Source organism: Enterococcus mediterraneensis, from assembly GCF_900604485.1.
GTDB lineage: Bacteria > Bacillota > Bacilli > Lactobacillales > Enterococcaceae > Enterococcus_C > Enterococcus_C mediterraneensis.
This window is the reverse complement of record NZ_UWOP01000001.1, coordinates 1,686,945-1,704,516: the sequence shown is the minus strand read 5'-3', so window position 1 is coordinate 1,704,516 and position 17,572 is coordinate 1,686,945. Positions and strand designations below refer to the sequence as shown.

The 17,572-nt window shown below is 35.2% G+C and carries 15 protein-coding genes and 2 pseudogenes; 4 read left to right on the top strand and 13 right to left on the bottom strand.

Annotation, left to right across the window (positions count from 1 at the left end; translation table 11 throughout):
• The first annotated feature begins 66 nt into the window (after positions 1-66).
• On the top strand, positions 67-1,563 hold the full coding sequence (locus tag EFB00_RS08350; protein ID WP_122646377.1) for a helix-turn-helix domain-containing protein: 1,497 nt from the start codon (positions 67-69) through the stop codon (positions 1,561-1,563).
• 609 nt (positions 1,564-2,172) lie between these two features.
• On the opposite strand, the gene EFB00_RS08345 is transcribed toward EFB00_RS08350, so the two are convergent.
• The 3 genes from EFB00_RS08345 to EFB00_RS08335 all read right to left on the bottom strand — a co-directional run bounded on the left by EFB00_RS08345 (position 2,173) and on the right by EFB00_RS08335 (position 3,841).
• Complete coding sequence (locus EFB00_RS08345) at positions 2,173-2,481, bottom strand: hypothetical protein (RefSeq protein ID WP_002314578.1); 309 nt, start codon at positions 2,479-2,481, stop codon at positions 2,173-2,175.
• Between the two features lie 760 nt (positions 2,482-3,241).
• On the bottom strand, positions 3,242-3,520 hold the full coding sequence (locus EFB00_RS08340) for a hypothetical protein (RefSeq protein ID WP_002314576.1): 279 nt from the start codon (positions 3,518-3,520) through the stop codon (positions 3,242-3,244).
• Between the two features lie 75 nt (positions 3,521-3,595).
• Positions 3,596-3,841: a helix-turn-helix domain-containing protein gene (locus EFB00_RS08335; RefSeq protein ID WP_002313380.1), complete on the bottom strand. Its 246-nt coding sequence runs from the start codon at positions 3,839-3,841 to the stop codon at positions 3,596-3,598.
• A gap of 104 nt (positions 3,842-3,945) precedes the next feature.
• Between EFB00_RS08335 and EFB00_RS08330 the strand changes: the two genes are divergently transcribed.
• Positions 3,946-4,719 (top strand): hypothetical protein, encoded by a 774-nt coding sequence (locus tag EFB00_RS08330; protein WP_122646376.1) that lies wholly within the window; start codon positions 3,946-3,948, stop codon positions 4,717-4,719.
• Positions 4,720-4,771: 52 nt separating this feature from the next.
• Here the strand turns inward: EFB00_RS08330 and EFB00_RS08325 are convergent, their stop codons facing one another.
• The 6 genes and pseudogenes from EFB00_RS08325 to EFB00_RS08280 form a co-directional block, all read right to left on the bottom strand.
• Positions 4,772-5,086: a hypothetical protein gene (locus EFB00_RS08325; RefSeq protein ID WP_002313378.1), complete on the bottom strand. Its 315-nt coding sequence runs from the start codon at positions 5,084-5,086 to the stop codon at positions 4,772-4,774.
• 1,593 nt (positions 5,087-6,679) lie between these two features.
• Positions 6,680-6,868 carry a hypothetical protein gene (locus tag EFB00_RS08300; protein ID WP_010733556.1) on the bottom strand — a complete coding sequence of 63 codons (189 nt, stop codon included), beginning with the start codon at positions 6,866-6,868 and terminating at the stop codon, positions 6,680-6,682.
• A gap of 13 nt (positions 6,869-6,881) precedes the next feature.
• Positions 6,882-9,451: pseudogene (locus EFB00_RS08295) on the bottom strand (pLS20_p028 family conjugation system transmembrane protein).
• Positions 9,438-9,656, bottom strand: a pseudogene (locus tag EFB00_RS13630) (hypothetical protein). The pseudogenes EFB00_RS08295 and EFB00_RS13630 overlap by 14 nt, the downstream one beginning before the upstream one ends.
• Positions 9,653-10,450 (bottom strand): helix-turn-helix domain-containing protein, encoded by a 798-nt coding sequence (locus EFB00_RS08285; RefSeq protein WP_122646375.1) that lies wholly within the window; start codon positions 10,448-10,450, stop codon positions 9,653-9,655. Before EFB00_RS08285 ends, EFB00_RS13630 begins: the two are co-directional and overlap by 4 nt.
• Before the next feature lie 156 nt (positions 10,451-10,606).
• Positions 10,607-10,909, bottom strand: coding sequence for a helix-turn-helix domain-containing protein (locus EFB00_RS08280; RefSeq protein WP_002313373.1), 303 nt, complete (start codon positions 10,907-10,909; stop codon positions 10,607-10,609).
• Positions 10,910-11,104: 195 nt separating this feature from the next.
• Here EFB00_RS08280 and EFB00_RS08275 point away from each other — a divergent pair, with 195 nt between their 5' ends.
• A complete protein-coding gene (locus tag EFB00_RS08275) occupies positions 11,105-11,902 on the top strand; it encodes a helix-turn-helix domain-containing protein (RefSeq protein WP_101699692.1) in 798 nt (265 codons plus the stop codon).
• Positions 11,903-11,952: 50 nt separating this feature from the next.
• A complete protein-coding gene (locus tag EFB00_RS08270; RefSeq protein ID WP_122646374.1) occupies positions 11,953-13,095 on the top strand; it encodes a tyrosine-type recombinase/integrase in 1,143 nt (380 codons plus the stop codon).
• 97 nt (positions 13,096-13,192) lie between these two features.
• On the opposite strand, the gene sufB is transcribed toward EFB00_RS08270, so the two are convergent.
• From sufB to sufD, 4 genes are read right to left on the bottom strand one after another with little or no spacing between them, the layout of a single operon-like run.
• Positions 13,193-14,584, bottom strand: a complete 1,392-nt coding sequence (sufB, locus tag EFB00_RS08265) for a Fe-S cluster assembly protein SufB (protein ID WP_122646373.1) — start codon at positions 14,582-14,584, stop codon at positions 13,193-13,195.
• A 4-nt stretch (positions 14,585-14,588) separates the two neighbouring features.
• Positions 14,589-15,062: a Fe-S cluster assembly sulfur transfer protein SufU gene (sufU, locus tag EFB00_RS08260; protein ID WP_122646372.1), complete on the bottom strand. Its 474-nt coding sequence runs from the start codon at positions 15,060-15,062 to the stop codon at positions 14,589-14,591.
• Positions 15,049-16,284 carry a cysteine desulfurase gene (locus EFB00_RS08255; RefSeq protein ID WP_122646371.1) on the bottom strand — a complete coding sequence of 412 codons (1,236 nt, stop codon included), beginning with the start codon at positions 16,282-16,284 and terminating at the stop codon, positions 15,049-15,051. Before EFB00_RS08255 ends, sufU begins: the two co-directional genes overlap by 14 nt.
• Complete coding sequence (gene sufD, locus EFB00_RS08250) at positions 16,281-17,561, bottom strand: Fe-S cluster assembly protein SufD (RefSeq protein ID WP_122646370.1); 1,281 nt, start codon at positions 17,559-17,561, stop codon at positions 16,281-16,283. Before sufD ends, EFB00_RS08255 begins: the two co-directional genes overlap by 4 nt.
• Positions 17,562-17,572: the final 11 nt, after the last annotated feature.

Here is a 17,572-nt window from a genome sequence, read left to right as displayed (position 1 = left end):
GACAAGTATTTACAAGAAAAAATAAATACGGTATTAATAATAAAAACATAAAAAGAAGGTGAAGAATTGATTGAAAAAATTTTTTTAGATGACCATGCGAGAATGAAATTAAGCGTGTATGGAAAGGTGATGACCTTACGGCCGGGGGAATATAGTTTAGATCATGTACGAGAAAACTTAGATTTCTATTTCAGTGCGACTCGTTTCAAAAAAATCCTATGTGATATACAAGATGATTTAGAACAATTTACTGATATTAAACTGTTACATAATAAAAATAAGTTATCCATTCCTGAACAACTTGTTCAATATATCCAATACCAAAATTACCTATCAACAGAAAGTGTTCCTTATAAATTATTGATCAGTCTTCTGACCGAACAAGATGAAAATCTTGCAGCTTTTTGCAATCGCCAATTTATCAGCCGCTCAACGTGTTTTCGGCAAACAAAAAAATTGGCTGAATATTTGAAGGAATACAATATCAACTTGAATTTATCGAATCTTACCTTATCTGGTTCTGAAATGCTGATTCGCATCATCTTTTTCAATTTCTTTTGGTTTGTTTCATTAGGGGAAAGCCTGGATAGCATTCCTTACAGCCAAGAAGTTCGTGCATTGATTTATAAGCACGAAGGATCGCAACACAAGAATAAGTTTGATTTAGGAAAAAAACAAGCCAGCCTCCATTGCCTGATTTGTTTGCTGAGGATCGAAAATAATCATTTTACGGATATCTATAGATTATCAAGAGATTCCTTTATTCCAAGCGAAACAAACATTGACTTTTTTTACGACTTCTTCAAAATTGCGAATCTTCGTTTAGATATCTTAGAGGTAAACTCTTTGTTTTACTTATTCTATTACTGGCCGCTTCTTACCTCTAATCAAGACATTCGTGTGCCGATCGTTCATCATTCGTATGAACAACCGAGCAATGAGGTCAAAGATATCTTAGAGGAATTTCAGAAGCATTGTCAGACATTTATTGGTACACTCCAGTTTGAAAAAGAGCCAGCTTTGCTTTTGAATCTCTATCTATCAATTGGTAATTTTAGCATGTTCAAGCAAAAAATTCCTTTGACCACACTATTTATCTCTTCTTATATTAAAGATAAATACCCACTTTTACGTATCTTGACAATCAAAATCGAAGGTTTTTGGAAAAAAATCGCACAACGAAAAAACTATACATGGCTGAAATCATGCGTAAGTGAATTAGCCTTTCTACAAACCAGTTTACTTTATCCGTATTATTCAGAAATCGATGAAAACTATAAATTGAAAGTTGGGTTTGTTAACGTATCTGAACATCTGATTTCCGAAGAAATCTTGAATTTAGGAAAGAAAATCCCCTTTGTAGATATCGAGCTACTCACACTTCCCATCACTGAAGAATATGACTTTTTCATCTTTGGTTCACCTCTACTGATTCCTGCTGGTCTTGATTCTTCTAAGTATACAGTCCTTGATTTTTGTCATTACAGCGATTTTGAAACTGATCTGTATCAACGTCTTTTAGAAGTTCATCATCTCAAATTACAAAATTTGTTCTCTAATTAGCTGATTTATGTAAAAAAGTGGCTATGACATAAGTTCCTAAAAAGAGCTGAACCCTTATCTATCAAGGGTTCAGCCATCGTTTCTTTATTCAGATTTTTCTTCAGCTATGAAGTTAAGTTCATTGACGATAATTGAAGCTAGGTGCTTTTTGAATAGGATTAATCACTTTGCTAATAATAAATTTTAATGATTAGTTTTCAATCGTATTCAAGTTACGTGGTGTGCTTTTGGTAAAAAGCTACTTATCAATTAGTTTCAAAGGTTCTACATTAGCAAAATTATCAATTTTTGTAATTTAACTAGTAAAACGATATTCCCAAGCTTTTTCTTTACGCTTATTATTAACAGAATATCTAAGCATATACTTATATTTTTAGCGAAATTCTTTGTAAATCTCAATAAATTTCATCTGGATTGTCATAAGTAATAATCCCTAATGCTATGCTTATCTTTATCAATAAATTCAAATAAAGATTTTTTTACATTGATTAAAATATGGAGGCTCAAAAAAATGAACATTTTCTCTTTTGGATAATTAAATGAAATACCATCTGTATAAGATTCAACATCCATATTAGTTAATTGAATCTTTTAGTAAAGAAATATCCCTTATTTTTTTATTAAAGATTGCTTATTAAAGCAACAACCTACCTTGTACTTACTTTCTTGTTTTGTCCCCTCTATCTGTCCACCGCTAGTAATACCACTTACGTTCGTTATATTTAGGAAGAAGGTCGCAAACCCTTCCTCTAGAGAAAAAGGATGATTAAACTCTTTTTTACAAATTTCTTTCTGTCTTGGCCATTCTTCAATGTTTACAATGGTTTTGTTAATCAGATTGATAAATTTGTTGGGATAATTTAATATTGAATACCATAAAGAACGCATAGATTTATCTAAATTATTAATTGCAGTCATTTTCACATTCTTTTGAATTAATAGCTGAATGGGCCACCCCGGCTCCCTCTGCAAAATGCTCGATATCTCGATATAAATTTCATATTCTCCAATACTCTTGTCTATTGTTTTTTTCAAATTTATACAATTGACTTTTTCCTGCCAGATACCTCAAAAGGGAGTTGGTTGTTGGCAAAAAATACACCTCCTGAAATATTTATTTTTTGCAGTATTAAATCTTCATCAACTTTTTGTCCTTACATACATATCTGCATATATATCCAGCTTTAATCTGTCATCACTTGAATTTTACCAAAAGTATTCGTTAAATAGTTTATTTATAGTTTTTAATATCTCTTTGGATAAAAACTTTTTTAATCATCGTTGGAGAGTATTGGGTCATTATCACCTGAATACCCTAGTCTTAAAAAAATTGGGTTAAGACATAAAAAAATTCAATTTGTGCAGCTGGAAAAAGACCTGCGTCTACTTCATCAATTAGCAAGATTCCTCCTTCAATTTCTTAAACGATAACAAGACTCTTACAATTGTCCAACATTATCTTCACCTACAGATATTGATTGAAAGTTATATTCAGAAGTATGTGGTTGCTAAAGAGTTTACCGCCCCACTAATAGTATCAATTGCTGCGACAAATTATATCCAGTAAGCTCTAACTTCAAGCCTTTATTTTCTTCAACATATACATCAGTAGCAAAATCATAATCACGAGAAACAATTAGAGTTAAGCAATTTACATTAAGATAAATTATCATTGGATTCATTGCATTTCTAGCTCTCTTAACACTGGACTATTTTTGCTATAATCTTTTGATAAATTTAACTTTAGATTTTTCTTTTCTACTCCATCATATAGTTCAATACCAACATCCAGTGAACTAGGTAAATCATAGTTTTCTAAGAATCTAAAGTGTTCTGAAAATACAAATTCATATGCTTTATCCAACAACGTTTTGTATACTTTCAAATGATTTCGTTTAATTGGATTCTCAGTATAACCTGTTGAGAATATAGTATACCCTATCGTTACATATCCCATTCATTATTATACCAGTATTTCTTTGTGATACATAAGGGTGTAAAAATAGCTTCTTATACTAAAGACTACAAGTAGTTATTGAAGCAAGTCTTCATAAGACACCTGTAGAACATCCCTAATAGCTCTCAATTGATCCAACTTAATGTGTTGGCGGCCGCTTTCAATCTTAACCAATGTTTCCCTAGTTATAGCGATTTTTCTAAGCTGTAGGTCTCTAACTAGCTCGGTTTGACCGATTCCTTTTTCTACTCGGAATCGTCTAATATTGCTACCGATTACATTTTCTCTATCAATAATTTTTTCCTCTTTCAAGAATAGCACACCTTTTGGACTAAAATTAGTCCTTTTTCTTATTAATGTTAAAGATTTGGTATGCTACAATGGGACTAGTATTAGTCCATATTCAATTTTAAGGAGGAATTTCTTTGAAAAAATTTGCAATCATTCTAACCTGCGCTTTACTCATCGGAACTATAAGCGGGTGTACCACTTCTGACACAAATTCTACAAGTACGGAAACTAGTACAACAACCTCAGAAAAGAATTACCCTATACATTTTTTTCCGGTTCCAGATGGATTTGAAGCTTATTATCATGATAAAAAACTAGATGTCCCTTTATCAGAAACTGAACCTACTGAAAAGATTTTGCCAATTGAAATTGAAAGAAATCAAGAGGATATAAAACTCAAGGCCGATCTTCCCATACTGAACAGCACAGAAATTGATTGGCACGAGAACATTAAAGTAACTATTGAAAAAGGAGCATTAGCACAACTTTATACTGAAAAAGTTGAACAATTTTTTGAGGCTGGTGCCAATAAAGACTTTTTAAAAATAAGCGATTATTCGGATAACTTTTTTAATGAAACCCAAGATGAAATCATGAACTCAACTTTTATGGCTGAAGATATGTACAATATGACGTTAAAAAAAATTAAAGCTTACGACCATCCGTTAAATCTGACACTAAATAATGGATTGCTCTCTTTTGTATTAGCAGGTTACGTTGACTATGAATATTCACCAGCTTATTTGGAGAAACCTCTTCAACACGAGAACAATGATATTAATTTTAGATTTGTCTACAATTCAAAAAGGAAAACATGGTTAGTTGATCAACTAAGCACTATAAACACAAGCTTCCATGAATTACCTAAACCTGAAATTGAAGCTGATATGGTCATTAAAACATTCTAAAAAAGAAACGTTGAAGGAATAATCATTCTTTCAACGTTTCTTTTATTGTTTTTCAGTTTACAGTCTTACCTGAGCGAATAATCTGATTTCTAAACTCTCGAAAAACTTCTTGTGGTTGATAATAGTCTGTATCTATTTCAAATATTTCCGAAAACAATTCAAGGAACTTTTCTACTGAAATGATAATGTTACCATCTTCCTCTTGGCTGTTTTCTATTATTTCTGCTTCTAATTCAAATAAATCTAGTGACGAACTAAAATCATAAATCCTGTCATATTGAACAAAAAAATCAAGAAAAAGTTGCTCAAACTCTTCCTTATTTATCACTAGTGTTTCAAGCGGAACAACTTTATTTTCATCAGACATTCTCCCAATTTCCTCACTTTCATTTTCAATCGTTCATTGTTGCGGACGTATCAGATTTTCTCTATCATTTTTCAGTGCATAGATTACTTGTAATACACGACCATGCTTTGTAAACTTTTTTAGTTAGTCGAATATTTTTTAAATGTGCGTTTCATACTATACGCTTGATAGATTTTCTCCTATTTTTTAATCTTTTATCACAACTTTTATCGTTTTTTCTTCTGAAAAAAATCTTGCTTACATCGTTACATAGTTTCCAAAAAGATACATTACTAGTAGAAACAACAAGATTCCTTTATTTCCCGCTGAAATGGGAAGTATATTTTAAACATTTTTTCTCCTTCAACTTACACTATAAAGTATCTTAATCACGCGATATGCTGGCCACTAAATTCATTATATTTGATTCCTTTTTTAAGATAATGTAGCATCTTTTTATCCAATAACGCAATTGTTTTCAAGGATAAATTTCTTAAGATGGTACATTTCAAAATGGTATTTGACATATAAAACAAAAAAGAAAGAAAAGAGCATAAGGGAAAACTGATAGCACCTTCCTACAGGAAGGTGGCTAAGTTGGCTGTGCCAACTGGTTTTCTTTCAAAATCACTTCATATTTTTTTGATATCACAAAAAAATCCATTTTGGACCTATTTTCGGTCATAATATAGTACCTACTTTTGGTCATAGTTTCGTCCGTAATTTTGGTCATAGTGACTAAGGCTTTTACACACAAAAAAAGAGTGGCAAGATAAAGCTTGCCACTCTCTTTTCTATTCACAAAATTGGTTTAAATTTGTTTTCTTTAACACTTCATTTATATCATAGCAATTATAATGTTTACACTACATCATTCCTAATTTTAACGGTTGTTCCTCTTTATATTTTTTAAGTTCTACATTTTTTTGAGTTTAATTGCTTTTCTCTTTTCTTTATATTCCGCTCCAACTTTCTCTTTAATAGTGACAATAGAATTACATATTTTTGCTAAACTTCCTTAAAAAAAATGGATCTCGATTACTCAAATTTGCTTGCAGACTTCTCTAAGTGCTTTGTTTTTTTTCATAATTACTTGATTTCATTTCCATTTTCTTCTATTGAAAATTTATTATTTTTATTAGTCGTACGCATAGAACTGATTTCATTTTTTTATCTATTTGATTATCTAGCGTTTGAAATTCTAAATTTTGATTGGCTTCATCAATATCTTTTTATACTACTTTATTTTATTTACAATATTTATTTTCTTGTTTACTTTGGTCACAGTTTCATTCGTCACTTCGGTGATATTTTTTCAATTTACAAATAAAAAGAGTTGAACCTAGTGTATATCGGTTCAACTCTTTTGCAAGTTTCATGGGGCATACTATCACTTTTAATCTGACAGATGTAAACCTCTCTTTATTTTTTTGTTACTCCAATTTTAAACAATAGCTCCTTTATATGTTGTCAATATTGCTCTACATATTCTAACTCTTTTACCCATTCTTTCACTGAAGTGGAAGAGAATAACAGCTTAATCCCCAATAATTCTTTATCATAAATCCATGTCAAATACAATTTTCAAAAAACATTTAATTCATGGATTTTCTCTTAACTTTTTTCTAGATAACAATATTTCAGGTTGTTTTTTATCTCATGTTTTATCTTCAATTCTTCTTGAATCATCAGTTCAATATAATTAGTGACCGTGATTTTTTCATTTGTTGCGTTCTTTACTGATTCACATAATTCGTCAAGCTCTAAGAAATCATGCGTACTAATCTGCAGAATTAATTGCATGACAATCACCTCTTTATTTTTTTAATAGACTATCGAAAAGTGGATTAGGATCATTAAATGTATCTCTGAACAACTCGTTATCTTCATAAGTGAATCTTCGTCTTGGTTTTGATCCCTTATCATTTTCACGGATTTCACTATCAATAATCACTGTTTCATGATTTGAATCAAATTTTTTCGCTGACTTTCTTTCTTCAACGATATTGATTTTTTGTGTTTTTTCTTTCATTTCTCCACTATCTTTTTGAACGTTCTCCCGAACATCTACTGTTTTGAACCCTTGACTACTTGTAGAACTTTGTACATTTTCTCGGACATCTACTGTTTTTGGTTGACTTGTACTGCTACTTTGCAGATTTTCTCGAACATCAATTGTCTTAGTACCTTGACCATTTGAAGAACTTTGTAAATTCTCTCTTACATCAACATTCCGTCCGACATGACCATTCAATGAACCTTGAATATTTTCTCGAACATCTACTGATCGGCCACCTTGACTACTTGTAGAATTTTGTAGATTTTCTTTGACTAATTTTTCTAATCCTGTATTTGAATTTTTAGCTTCTTGGATTATTTCTTTGGTCAACGCTTCTTTTTCGTCCATATTAGCGCCTGTACGCCCTTCTACACGTTTCCTTAACATTTCCTCACGATTCATTGCTTCAGGCGTGTATTTCGCTTCCTGACGCTTCTGATTAATTAATTCTTCAGCAGACTTAGCTTGACCGTGCATAGCATTTTTACGTTCTTCAATATCTTGTTGGACTTTTTGCTGAATCGCACTTACAGGATTATTATTCGATTCAGCATTATTTTTCATTGCTTCACGCATACGTTCAGAACTAGACATAATTCTATCGGCATTTTCAACCTTAGCACCATCTTTTCTATCCGAAAGACGTGTTGGCATGGAATCAGCATATTTTCCAGTTTCATCTTCTTTGTTTTTAGCTAACATAGGTTTGCTATTTTTATTAATAGCGGACACGGTACCATCATCTAAACCTTCTTTGAACTTATTCTTGGTATCATTAGCCATATTACGCATACTCTTAAATGGTTTTGTTGCTCTTTCACTAGCCATTGTAGCTCCATCTGAAGCTAAAGCTGATATTCCACGTTCATGGGCATATCCCAAAAATCTTCCAGTTTTGCCAGCTTTTTTGATAAACTTTCGCCGAAATTCTTTTCAGGTTTTCGATCTTCTCCTTCCCTGCTGTATGATCCATTTCCGTTTCCACTTCCTTTCGCTCGATTAAATCCATTTGATCCTTTTCTAAACAGCATAGCGCCCATGCCAAATGCTGAAGCAAGCTGGCCATAGCCTTCTTTTAAACCAATATCCACGCCAAAGTAACGCATGACTGTTCCACTACCCTTTATTAGAACGAACACGGCACAGATATAAGCAATTGTTTTTATAAAAATATTTGTTGAGATACCTTGTCCTGAGTTCAGAAAATTGATAAACATAGCAAACATGGATAGTCCAAATCCTTGAAATCCAACAGTTAAGTAACATTGTAGAATATCTGATAGAACAACTTTTGAACGCTGTCCTGTCTCAATATCTGTTGCAAAAACAAGAACACCTAACACACGTTTAAATGCAAGTTCTAGTATTGCTGTAATAATGACAAACGCGCTAAACACGTATGCGATTGCCAACGCTGTCAACCCAATCGAAATTCCCCAAAGATTTGCTTGATAGCGATAATAGCCTGATTTCAAGCTATCAGAAAATGTTGATAAAAAGTTATCAGAAAACTTTGTGGCAACAAATTCATTATTAGAATTTTCAATTAATTCATAGCGAAGATTATCCGCAGCTGGATTTTCTTTTTCCAATTTATCAATCACTTTATCCGTCAACACTTGTGTGAGATCCGTCTGTTGAAAATTTTTTCGTGTTAACTTATTCCGATCCTCCGTTTTATCAATGCTTGAGTACTGATCTGTTTTATTAATATATGCCAAATCTGTTACTCCTTGTTTTATCAATGACCAAGCGACTCCGTCATCTGAATTTGTAATCGTAGTAGCATCATTGTAAAATATTTTGGAAAATTGAATACCGCTAGAAATCATCGTTGGCATTAAAAGAATTAATGCTACAGACATCACTATATTCATTGCAACAGATTTTAAATCTATTGTTCCTTTTCCAGTAATCATCTTGTAGCCAACAAACATCAATGAAAGGATCATTAATCCAACGACAATTGTATTCATGACTGATTGATAAACGTTATTTAGCCCTGTACTTTCAATAAAATTGAACAAATCTAGCACATCTGGAATCATATTTTGAATCGAATCAGTCACAGTAAACATACCTTTTACCACAGCCCATCCAAGCCAAAACCCAAACTGACTAAGGAAATCTCCATTGTGTTTTTTCAGGTAAGGTCTATAAAGAGAATTATTCAAAAACTCTGTTTGACTTTTTGTGTCATCAAACCAATTGAAAATGCTAGCTTCAACAATATTACTTGTAAAAACAACGCTAATCATTAAAACAAGTACACTGAGTGCTAACCAGTTTATTTTTCTACTAACGATTTTTTCTTTAATTGCTTTCATAGTTTTTCCCCTTCAGCCCATTTTCTAAGACTCTCAGAGAGCTGCTGATCTATTTTTTGATTAATTATGACATGAGTACACAATTGTCATTTTCAGCTCTTAAATCGAGAACTACTGTGTTGAAGCAGATACTCTCGATTAGTTCGAGAGTATCAGTGTTTTGATCAAGACACCAAATCTGATCTATTAGACGATTTTTAATCATGTTTTTTCTCCTTCTAACCAATTATGCATAGGGATTTTAGGTAACTCTTTAATTCCGAATGCTTTATTGAATTGATCTGTAGTCTCTATATTTTCTAAAAGCTGATTTTTATATCTAATTTGAAGTCCATTTAGAAAAAATTTTGCGTAATCGAATAGTCCTTCGTCTGTTTTCGCTTGAAAAACACATGCTTTATGTTGTGTTATAATGCATTGAGCGTTAAGATACTGAGTATTTTCATATAAAAATTCAATGATTTTTCTGATATCATCTATATATACATTAGCGTTTTTCAAATAGTGATACACTTGTAATAATTTTCGACCATCGTCATTATTTTCTTCATAAAGAACACTAACCTTAGTGTAAATTTCTTTTATATTAATATCCTCTTCTTCATTAATTGTATTATTAGATGTATTATTCTCTGTTAACTTTTCTTTGCTAGGGGTGTTAACTTTTGTTAGCGGGGTAGCTAACTTTTCTTTGTCAGGGGTGTTAACAATTCTTATAACTCTTTTATCTACCTCCTTCGAATTGTCTTTATATATAACTTCTCTCGAAATGTAGCCATTTGCTTCTAAAGATTTAAGCCATTTTTGAATAGATACCCTACTAACGCCGTATAAATCTTGAAAATACTGTGTTTTCGCCCAGCAAAATCCTTTTTCATTGCATAAAGCAGTGATTTCACCATACAAAAGCTTTGAACTTGTAATTAAGTCTCGGTCATATCTAACATTAGCGGGGATGATAGCATAGTAATTTCTTTGAATCTTTTGTTCATCACTCATATACTTTCTCCCTATCTTTAAAGTATGTTAAAATGTAGTCAAATAAAGTTTTCTTAGAACTTTATTCATTATCGAGTGTTCTCCTTCGTCTGCAAACTATCGGGAGCACTCTTTTTTATATATTTTTCAATTCTTTTCAATACTAAATTTGTTATTTCATCTTCTCTCAAAACTTTCACCTCTCTTCATTCGAGCAAACATAAACTCATTAACTGCCTTTTTCGAATAAAATTTTCTTGCCCCCAATTCAACCACAGGTAATCCCTCATTTCTTACAGCATTTTTTAAAAAGTTTTCGCTCACATTTAAGTATTCTGCCATTTCTTTTTGATTGAGATATTCCCTTGTCATACCAGCATTTTCTTGAGCCTTTTCAATAGCTTTTGTAGCAATTTGATAAAACTGCTTCAGAAACATTTCCTCCTGCTCTTCTGAGATCATTAATTTTATTGCTTCCACAAAAACCTCTCCTTTTTGATTGTTCTATAACTTCTCTACCTAAATAGTAATTTTTAGTAATGAGCAACAAAAAATAATTACTAAAAATTACTATTTTATAATATCTTATAGAAATTCCATTGTCAACATTTTTAATAAATTTTAGTAAACGATAGCAATATATGTTACAATAAATCAGAAAAAGGAGGCTTAGTTATGAAACCTAATCTATCATTAACTAGTGAACGTATTAGAAAAATTATCGAATCCAAAGGTCTGACATTAGAACGATTCGGTGATTTAATTGGAGACACACCAATAAGTTCCGTTAATAATTGGCTTAGAGGTGTGTCTTTACCCAATAAAAATAGGCTTTTAACAATTGCAAATATTGGAAACACTAGTGCAGACTGGATTAAATGGGGAACTTTGGAAGAATACATAGCTTCATACCTTATAGATTCAGGGTATGAGCTATATATTAAGGACTTCCCAGAGATACCTCACAAAGTCTTTAATGATATTCAAGAAAGATATAGTGATACGTTTTCGCTAGATAAAGACTATGAGTTATTGAATCCTATAATAAAAAATATATTTTCAAAATATTACTCAAAAGATTTTGAAATTTATCTAAATGAGATACTTGCTAATGATATCAATCCTCTTATCGAAGAGTATGCTAGTCAAAAACACTCTATCTCTAAAGAGCTATTTTTCAAAAGAGCCAACAGTAGACTTCAAGATAAGATAAGAAATGGGGATTTCAAATACGGTGAAAAAGAAATACTGATTGATTCTTCAAAACAGCTATTAAACGAAATGGACTTAGCCTATCAAGATATTTCACAGTATTCATCTGTCGAGGATTTCTTTTATAAAATTACTAAAAACCAATTTGAAACAGAAAAATTTATTTCTGATCTTAGCAAAAAATACAATTTCCCATATGAGAAAAATAGTATAATCGCAAAATTTCTAACTAATAATCACGATAAATTTAAAAGCAATTGATTCTTCAAATAACTTCTCTACCTGCAATCATGAAGTAAGGAGAGAATCAAATGGCCACATTTTTTAGTTATAAATTACAAAATGGCGAAAAATATTGGGGATTTGAAACTTATTTAGGAAAAGATCCCAAGACTGGAAAAGATATACGTACAAAGCGTAGAAGATTCAAATCAAAAGCTGAGGCACAAATAGCACTTAATAGACTACTTGTAGACTTTAAAGAAAAACAAGAGTTTAAAATCAATGTTACAACTTTTCAAGAGTTATATGAATTATGGATTGATAACTACAGAACGAGAGTAAAACCATCTTCCGTTGCCGTTGCTCAACGTTTTTGCAATAACCATATATTACCTGCTTTTGGGGAATTACGATTGGATAAAATAAGTGTTAGTTATTGTCAAAAACAGGTTAATGAATGGCACAAAACATTAAAACAATATGGTTTCTTGAGAAAAACAACTGCTCAAATATTTAAATTTGGAGTAGCAATGGAAGTCTGTAAAGATAATCCTATGTCTAAAACATTGCTTCCAAGAAAAATTGAAGAAGAACAACCCTTGAAGTTTTATACGAAAGATCAATTACAACTATTTTTACAGAATACTAAAGAAAATAATTCAGTTAAACTGTACACTTTTTTCCGTTTATTAGCTTATACAGGAATGCGTAAAAGCGAGACATTGGCGCTTCAATGGGAAGATATAGACTATTTCAATAAAACAATAACAATTGGTAAAACTATCGCTCAAGACGAGTTTAATCAAGTAGTTCTACAAGTACCTAAAACTAAAAATTCATCAAGAACGATTCAGCTTGATGATTTTACACTTAAACAACTGCGTATTTGGCAACAAGAACAAATGAAAATAATGATCTTATATGGCTATAACACGAATTCACCAAAGCAGTTTCTTTTCACTACAAACACAAACAAGCTGTACTACCCCCAAGTAGTAAACGATTGGTTAGACTGGATTTACAAAAAGACACCGATGGAGCCTCAAATTACTCCACATGGATTTAGGCATACCCACTGTAGCTTATTGTTTGAAAGTGGTGCTTCGATAAAAGAAGTACAAGAACGATTAGGTCACAAAGATATTAAAACTACCATGAATATCTATGCTCATGTCACACCACAATCTATTAAGAAAACAGGTGACCGATTTTCAAAATTTATGGGCGAATAATTCCAAACGTAGCCAAAAACGTAGCCAACTATTAAAATGCAAATAAAAAAATGCTCGAAACGCTTTAATATAAACGTTTCGAGCAATGAATTAGTTGTTATCCAACAGACCCTTCCATCTCATAACTGATCAATCGGTTCAGTTCTACCGCATATTCCATCGGCAGTTCTTTGGTGAATGGTTCAACAAATCCCATAACGATCATTTCAGTAGCTTCGGCTTCAGAAAGACCGCGGCTCATGAGATAAAACAGTTGTTCTTCGGAGATTTTTGAAACTTTCGCTTCGTGCTCCAATGAAACTTGGCTGTTGTGGATCTCGTTGAATGGAATGGTATCGGATTTTGATAATTCATCCATGATGATCGTATCGCACTCGATGTGAGAGATCGATCCGGTACTTTTCTTGCCAAAAGTGACTTGACCGCGGTAGTTTACTTCGCCGCCGTCTTTAGAAATCGATTTGGAAACGATCGAGCTGGAAGTGTTTGGCGCGTTGTGGATCATTTTAGCACCGGTATCTTGGATTTGGTTGGCTCCGGCAAATGCGATAGAAAGCATCGTTCCGCGAGCACCTTTTCCGTCCAGATAGACACTTGGATATTTCATGGTCGTTTTAGCTCCAAGGTTGCCGTCGATCCATTCGACTGTAGCACCTTCATAGGCTTTTGCCCGTTTTGTTACCAAGTTGTAGACATTGTCCGACCAGTTTTGGATCGTTGTATAGCGGCAATAAGCGTCCTTGCGTGTAAAGATCTCTACGATCGCCGCATGAAGATTATTGCTGGAATACGTTGGCGCGGTACAGCCTTCCACGTAATGGACGCTAGCACCTTCGTCTACAATGATCAATGTCCGTTCGAATTGTCCGGTGTTTTCCGCGTTGATCCGGAAATACGTCTGCATCGGCACATCAACTTTGACCCCTTTTGGTACATAGATGAAGGTCCCGCCAGACCAAACAGCAGAATTTAGTGCCGCCAATTTGTTGTCAGTCGGCGGAACCAATTTAGAGAAGTATTCTTTAAACAGTTCAGGATATTCTTTTAACGCAGAATCTGTGTCGGTAAAAACGATCCCTAATTTTGTGAATTCTTCTTTCATATTGTGATAAACAACTTCTGATTCATATTGGGCAGAAGCACCGGCTAAGTAAGCTCGTTCTGCTTCTGGGATACCGATTCTTTCAAACGTTTCTTTGATTTTATCTGGTACATCTTCCCAATCCCGCGCTGGTTTATCACTTGGTTTTTGATAATATTTGATGGCATCAAAATCGATGTCGGATAAATCCGGACCCCAGCTTTGCATCGGCATTTTGTTATAGACTGCCAATGATTTCAAGCGGAATTCCAGCATCCATTCAGGTTCGCCTTTGACCCGCGAGATTTCGCGAACTACGTCTTCTGTCAATCCTTTACCAGTACTATAGACTGGTTCGACATCATCATGAAAGCCAAATCTATATTCTTCTAATTCAGGAACTCCCATGTTTTCACTCCTCTGATTGATGGAGATGACCGGCTTCGGCTACTCCATTTGATTCGTTGATTGCTCGGCTCAATGCTTTCCAAGCAAGTGTCGCGCATTTGATTCGAGCTGGGAATTTCGCAACGCCGCTAAGCATCGCCGCGTCACCTAATTCCTCGTCCTTGTCGCTCTCGTTTCCTTGGACCAGCTTTGAAAATACGTCGACTAATTCTTGTGCTTCTTCAACACTTTTCCCTACGACGGCATCTGTCATCATGGATGCGCTGGCAGTACTGATGGAACAGCCGCTGCCGGAAAAAGCGATATCGTTGATCTTGCCATCTTTGACAGCCAACTCTAAATGGATCACGTCCCCGCAAGTCGGATTGTTCAATTCCACTGCTTGATCCGCTTGATTCAGTGTTCCATGATGGTGAGGATGGCTAGAATGATCTAAAATCACTTGTCGATACAAATTATCTAATTTAGAAAGCGCCATTTTGGAAAAACTCCTTTGTTGCGTGAATTGCTTCGATCAATCGATCTGCGTCAGCTTTTGTATTGTAAAAATAAAAGCTTGCTCTGGCTGTCGCAGGTACATCCAAATGTTTCAATAACGGTTGCGCGCAGTGATGGCCGGCTCTGACTGCCACGCCTTCCATATCCAAAGCAGTAGCTACATCATGAGGATGCAGTCCATCGATATTGAAGGCAAGGACTCCAGTATGCTTTTCGCAGGCTTGCGGTCCATACACGGTGACTCCTTCGATTGCTTGCAGTTTTGGCAAAACGTATGCGACAAGTTCTGTCTCGTACGCATGGATCTCATCCATCCCGATGGCTGAAAGATAATCGACTGCCGCACCCAATGCGATTCCGCCGGCGATATTCGGCGTGCCGGCTTCGAATTTCCACGGCAATTCCTTCCAGCTGCTGTCATACAGATCGACAAAATCGATCATCTCACCGCCGAATTCCACCGGTTCCATCGCATCCAGCCATTTACGTTTTCCATATAAAACACCAATACCGGTTGGGCCGCACATCTTGTGTCCGCTAAAAGCATAAAAATCGGCGTCCAATGCTTGGACATCCACAGGCATATGAGGAACTGCCTGCGCCCCATCGACTACCATGACTGCGCCATGTTGATGAGCTAATTCTGCTAATTTCCCAACAGGATTGATGCCTCCTAGGACATTAGAAACATGTCCAATGGAGACGATTTTTGTTTTGTCAGTTATTTTGCGCTGAGCATCTTCCATATCCAAAAATCCGTCTGGCGTGATTTCAATGTAAGCCAGCTTTGCTTTTTTGCGCTTTGCCAGTTGTTGCCACGGAATGATGTTGGAGTGATGCTCCATATAAGAAATGACGATCTCGTCGCCTTCTTCAACAAATTTTTCACCAAAGCTTCGCGCTACCCAGTTTAAACTGGTAGTGGTGCCGCGGGTGAACAACACTTCCGCGGTCTCTTTGGCATTGATGAAACGGCGGACCTTTTCCCGTGCGCCTTCATAAGCATGCGTTGCCCGTTCTGCTAAAGTGTGTACTCCCCGATGGACATTGGCATTTTCATGATGATAATAATTGGTCAATGTTTCTAGAACAGGCTCCGGTTTTTGAGTGGTGGCCGCATTATCCAAATATACAAGGGGTTCATCGTTCACCACCTGTTGCAAGATGGGAAAATCTTGACGCAGTTTTTGTGGATCGATCATGCGTTCAGCTTCCTTTCGATAACTTCCACCAATTCATTGCGTACTTCTTTGACAGGGATCGCTGTGATCACTGATCCTAGGAATCCGCGGATCACTAAACGTTCCGCATCTTCTTTACGCAAACCGCGACTCATCAAATAATACATTTCTTCTGGATCTAATCGTCCGACACTGGCTGCATGTCCGGCAGTCACTTCGTTTTCATCGATCAATAAGATTGGGTTGGCATCGCCGCGAGCTTGGTCAGAAAGCATCATGACCCGGCTTTCTTGTTGGGCATCCGCGCCTTTCGCGCCTTTTATGATGTGGCCGATCCCGTTGAAGGTCAGCGTCCCTCTTTCTCGGATCACTCCATGTTGAAGAATGTGTCCGATAGAATGAGGTGCTTTGTTCGTTACCCGGGTATCGATCCCTTGAGTTTGTCTGCCGGCAGAGATCGCTACGGCTTTTACTTCTGAATGGGCACCGTCGCCCACTAGATCAGAATCAAAATCCGCAATGACATCCCCGTCATTCATCACACCGATCGCCCAGTCTACCATCGCGTCTCGCAAGATATGACCACGACGATTGATATAGGCCGTTACATTTTCACCTAATTGATCGATTGCGGCATATTTGATCTTCGCACCGGCTTTGGCGATCACTTCGATCACGATATTGGCAGAAACTGCTTCTTCACTGCCTTGTGAAATAAAGCGTTCCAAGTAACTGAACTCGCTGTGTTCATCAGCCACGATCAATACGTGTTTGAAAAAGTGTGCGCGGCTGCTTGTTTGGTAAAACATCGCTTCGATAGGTTCTTCGATCACGACATTTTTAGGGACATATAAAAAAGCGCCGCTGTTCATAAATGCCGCATGAGCCGCTGTCAGTTTGTCTTCTGAAAACGGTACGGCTTTTGTCATATAATATTCCTTTACTAACTCCGGATGCTCTTGCATCGCGGTGAACAAATCAGTAAAGATGACTCCTTGATCTGCTAATTCTTGAGGCAGTTGTTCAAAGGAGGATTGTTCGTCGACTTGGACCAAAAGCGGGTTGTCTTTCATCTCATCAAATACCGGAACAGAACCGGAAAATTCTGGTTCGTTAAAAGCGTCCTCTTTGATATCCAGTAATGGCCAGCGTTGGAATTTCACTCGGTCGATCACTGGCAATGCCAATTCATCGACTTGTTCCAAAGCTTTTTGTCTAAGTTCCAACATCCATGACGGTTCTTCTTTTGTTGCGGAAAAAACGTTGACGTTATCAAGATAATTCGCTAAGTTTTTCATTTATCTTGACC

What these genes read in the sequence shown, in the direction of transcription:
- sufU (WP_122646372.1), bottom strand. Translation starts at nt 15,062, where the DNA reads ATGGCGCTTTCTAAATTAGATAATTTGTATCGACAAGTGATTTTAGAT.
- sufB (WP_122646373.1), bottom strand. Translation starts at nt 14,584, where the DNA reads ATGGGAGTTCCTGAATTAGAAGAATATAGATTTGGCTTTCATGATGAT.
- EFB00_RS08275 (WP_101699692.1), top strand. Translation starts at nt 11,105, where the DNA reads ATGAAACCTAATCTATCATTAACTAGTGAACGTATTAGAAAAATTATC.
- EFB00_RS08300 (WP_010733556.1), bottom strand. Translation starts at nt 6,868, where the DNA reads ATGCAATTAATTCTGCAGATTAGTACGCATGATTTCTTAGAGCTTGAC.
- EFB00_RS08325 (WP_002313378.1), bottom strand. Translation starts at nt 5,086, where the DNA reads ATGTCTGATGAAAATAAAGTTGTTCCGCTTGAAACACTAGTGATAAAT.
- EFB00_RS08285 (WP_122646375.1), bottom strand. Translation starts at nt 10,450, where the DNA reads ATGAGTGATGAACAAAAGATTCAAAGAAATTACTATGCTATCATCCCC.
- EFB00_RS08340 (WP_002314576.1), bottom strand. Translation starts at nt 3,520, where the DNA reads ATGGGATATGTAACGATAGGGTATACTATATTCTCAACAGGTTATACT.
- EFB00_RS08270 (WP_122646374.1), top strand. Translation starts at nt 11,953, where the DNA reads ATGGCCACATTTTTTAGTTATAAATTACAAAATGGCGAAAAATATTGG.
- sufD (WP_122646370.1), bottom strand. Translation starts at nt 17,561, where the DNA reads ATGAAAAACTTAGCGAATTATCTTGATAACGTCAACGTTTTTTCCGCA.
- EFB00_RS08255 (WP_122646371.1), bottom strand. Translation starts at nt 16,284, where the DNA reads ATGATCGATCCACAAAAACTGCGTCAAGATTTTCCCATCTTGCAACAG.
- EFB00_RS08345 (WP_002314578.1), bottom strand. Translation starts at nt 2,481, where the DNA reads ATGACTGCAATTAATAATTTAGATAAATCTATGCGTTCTTTATGGTAT.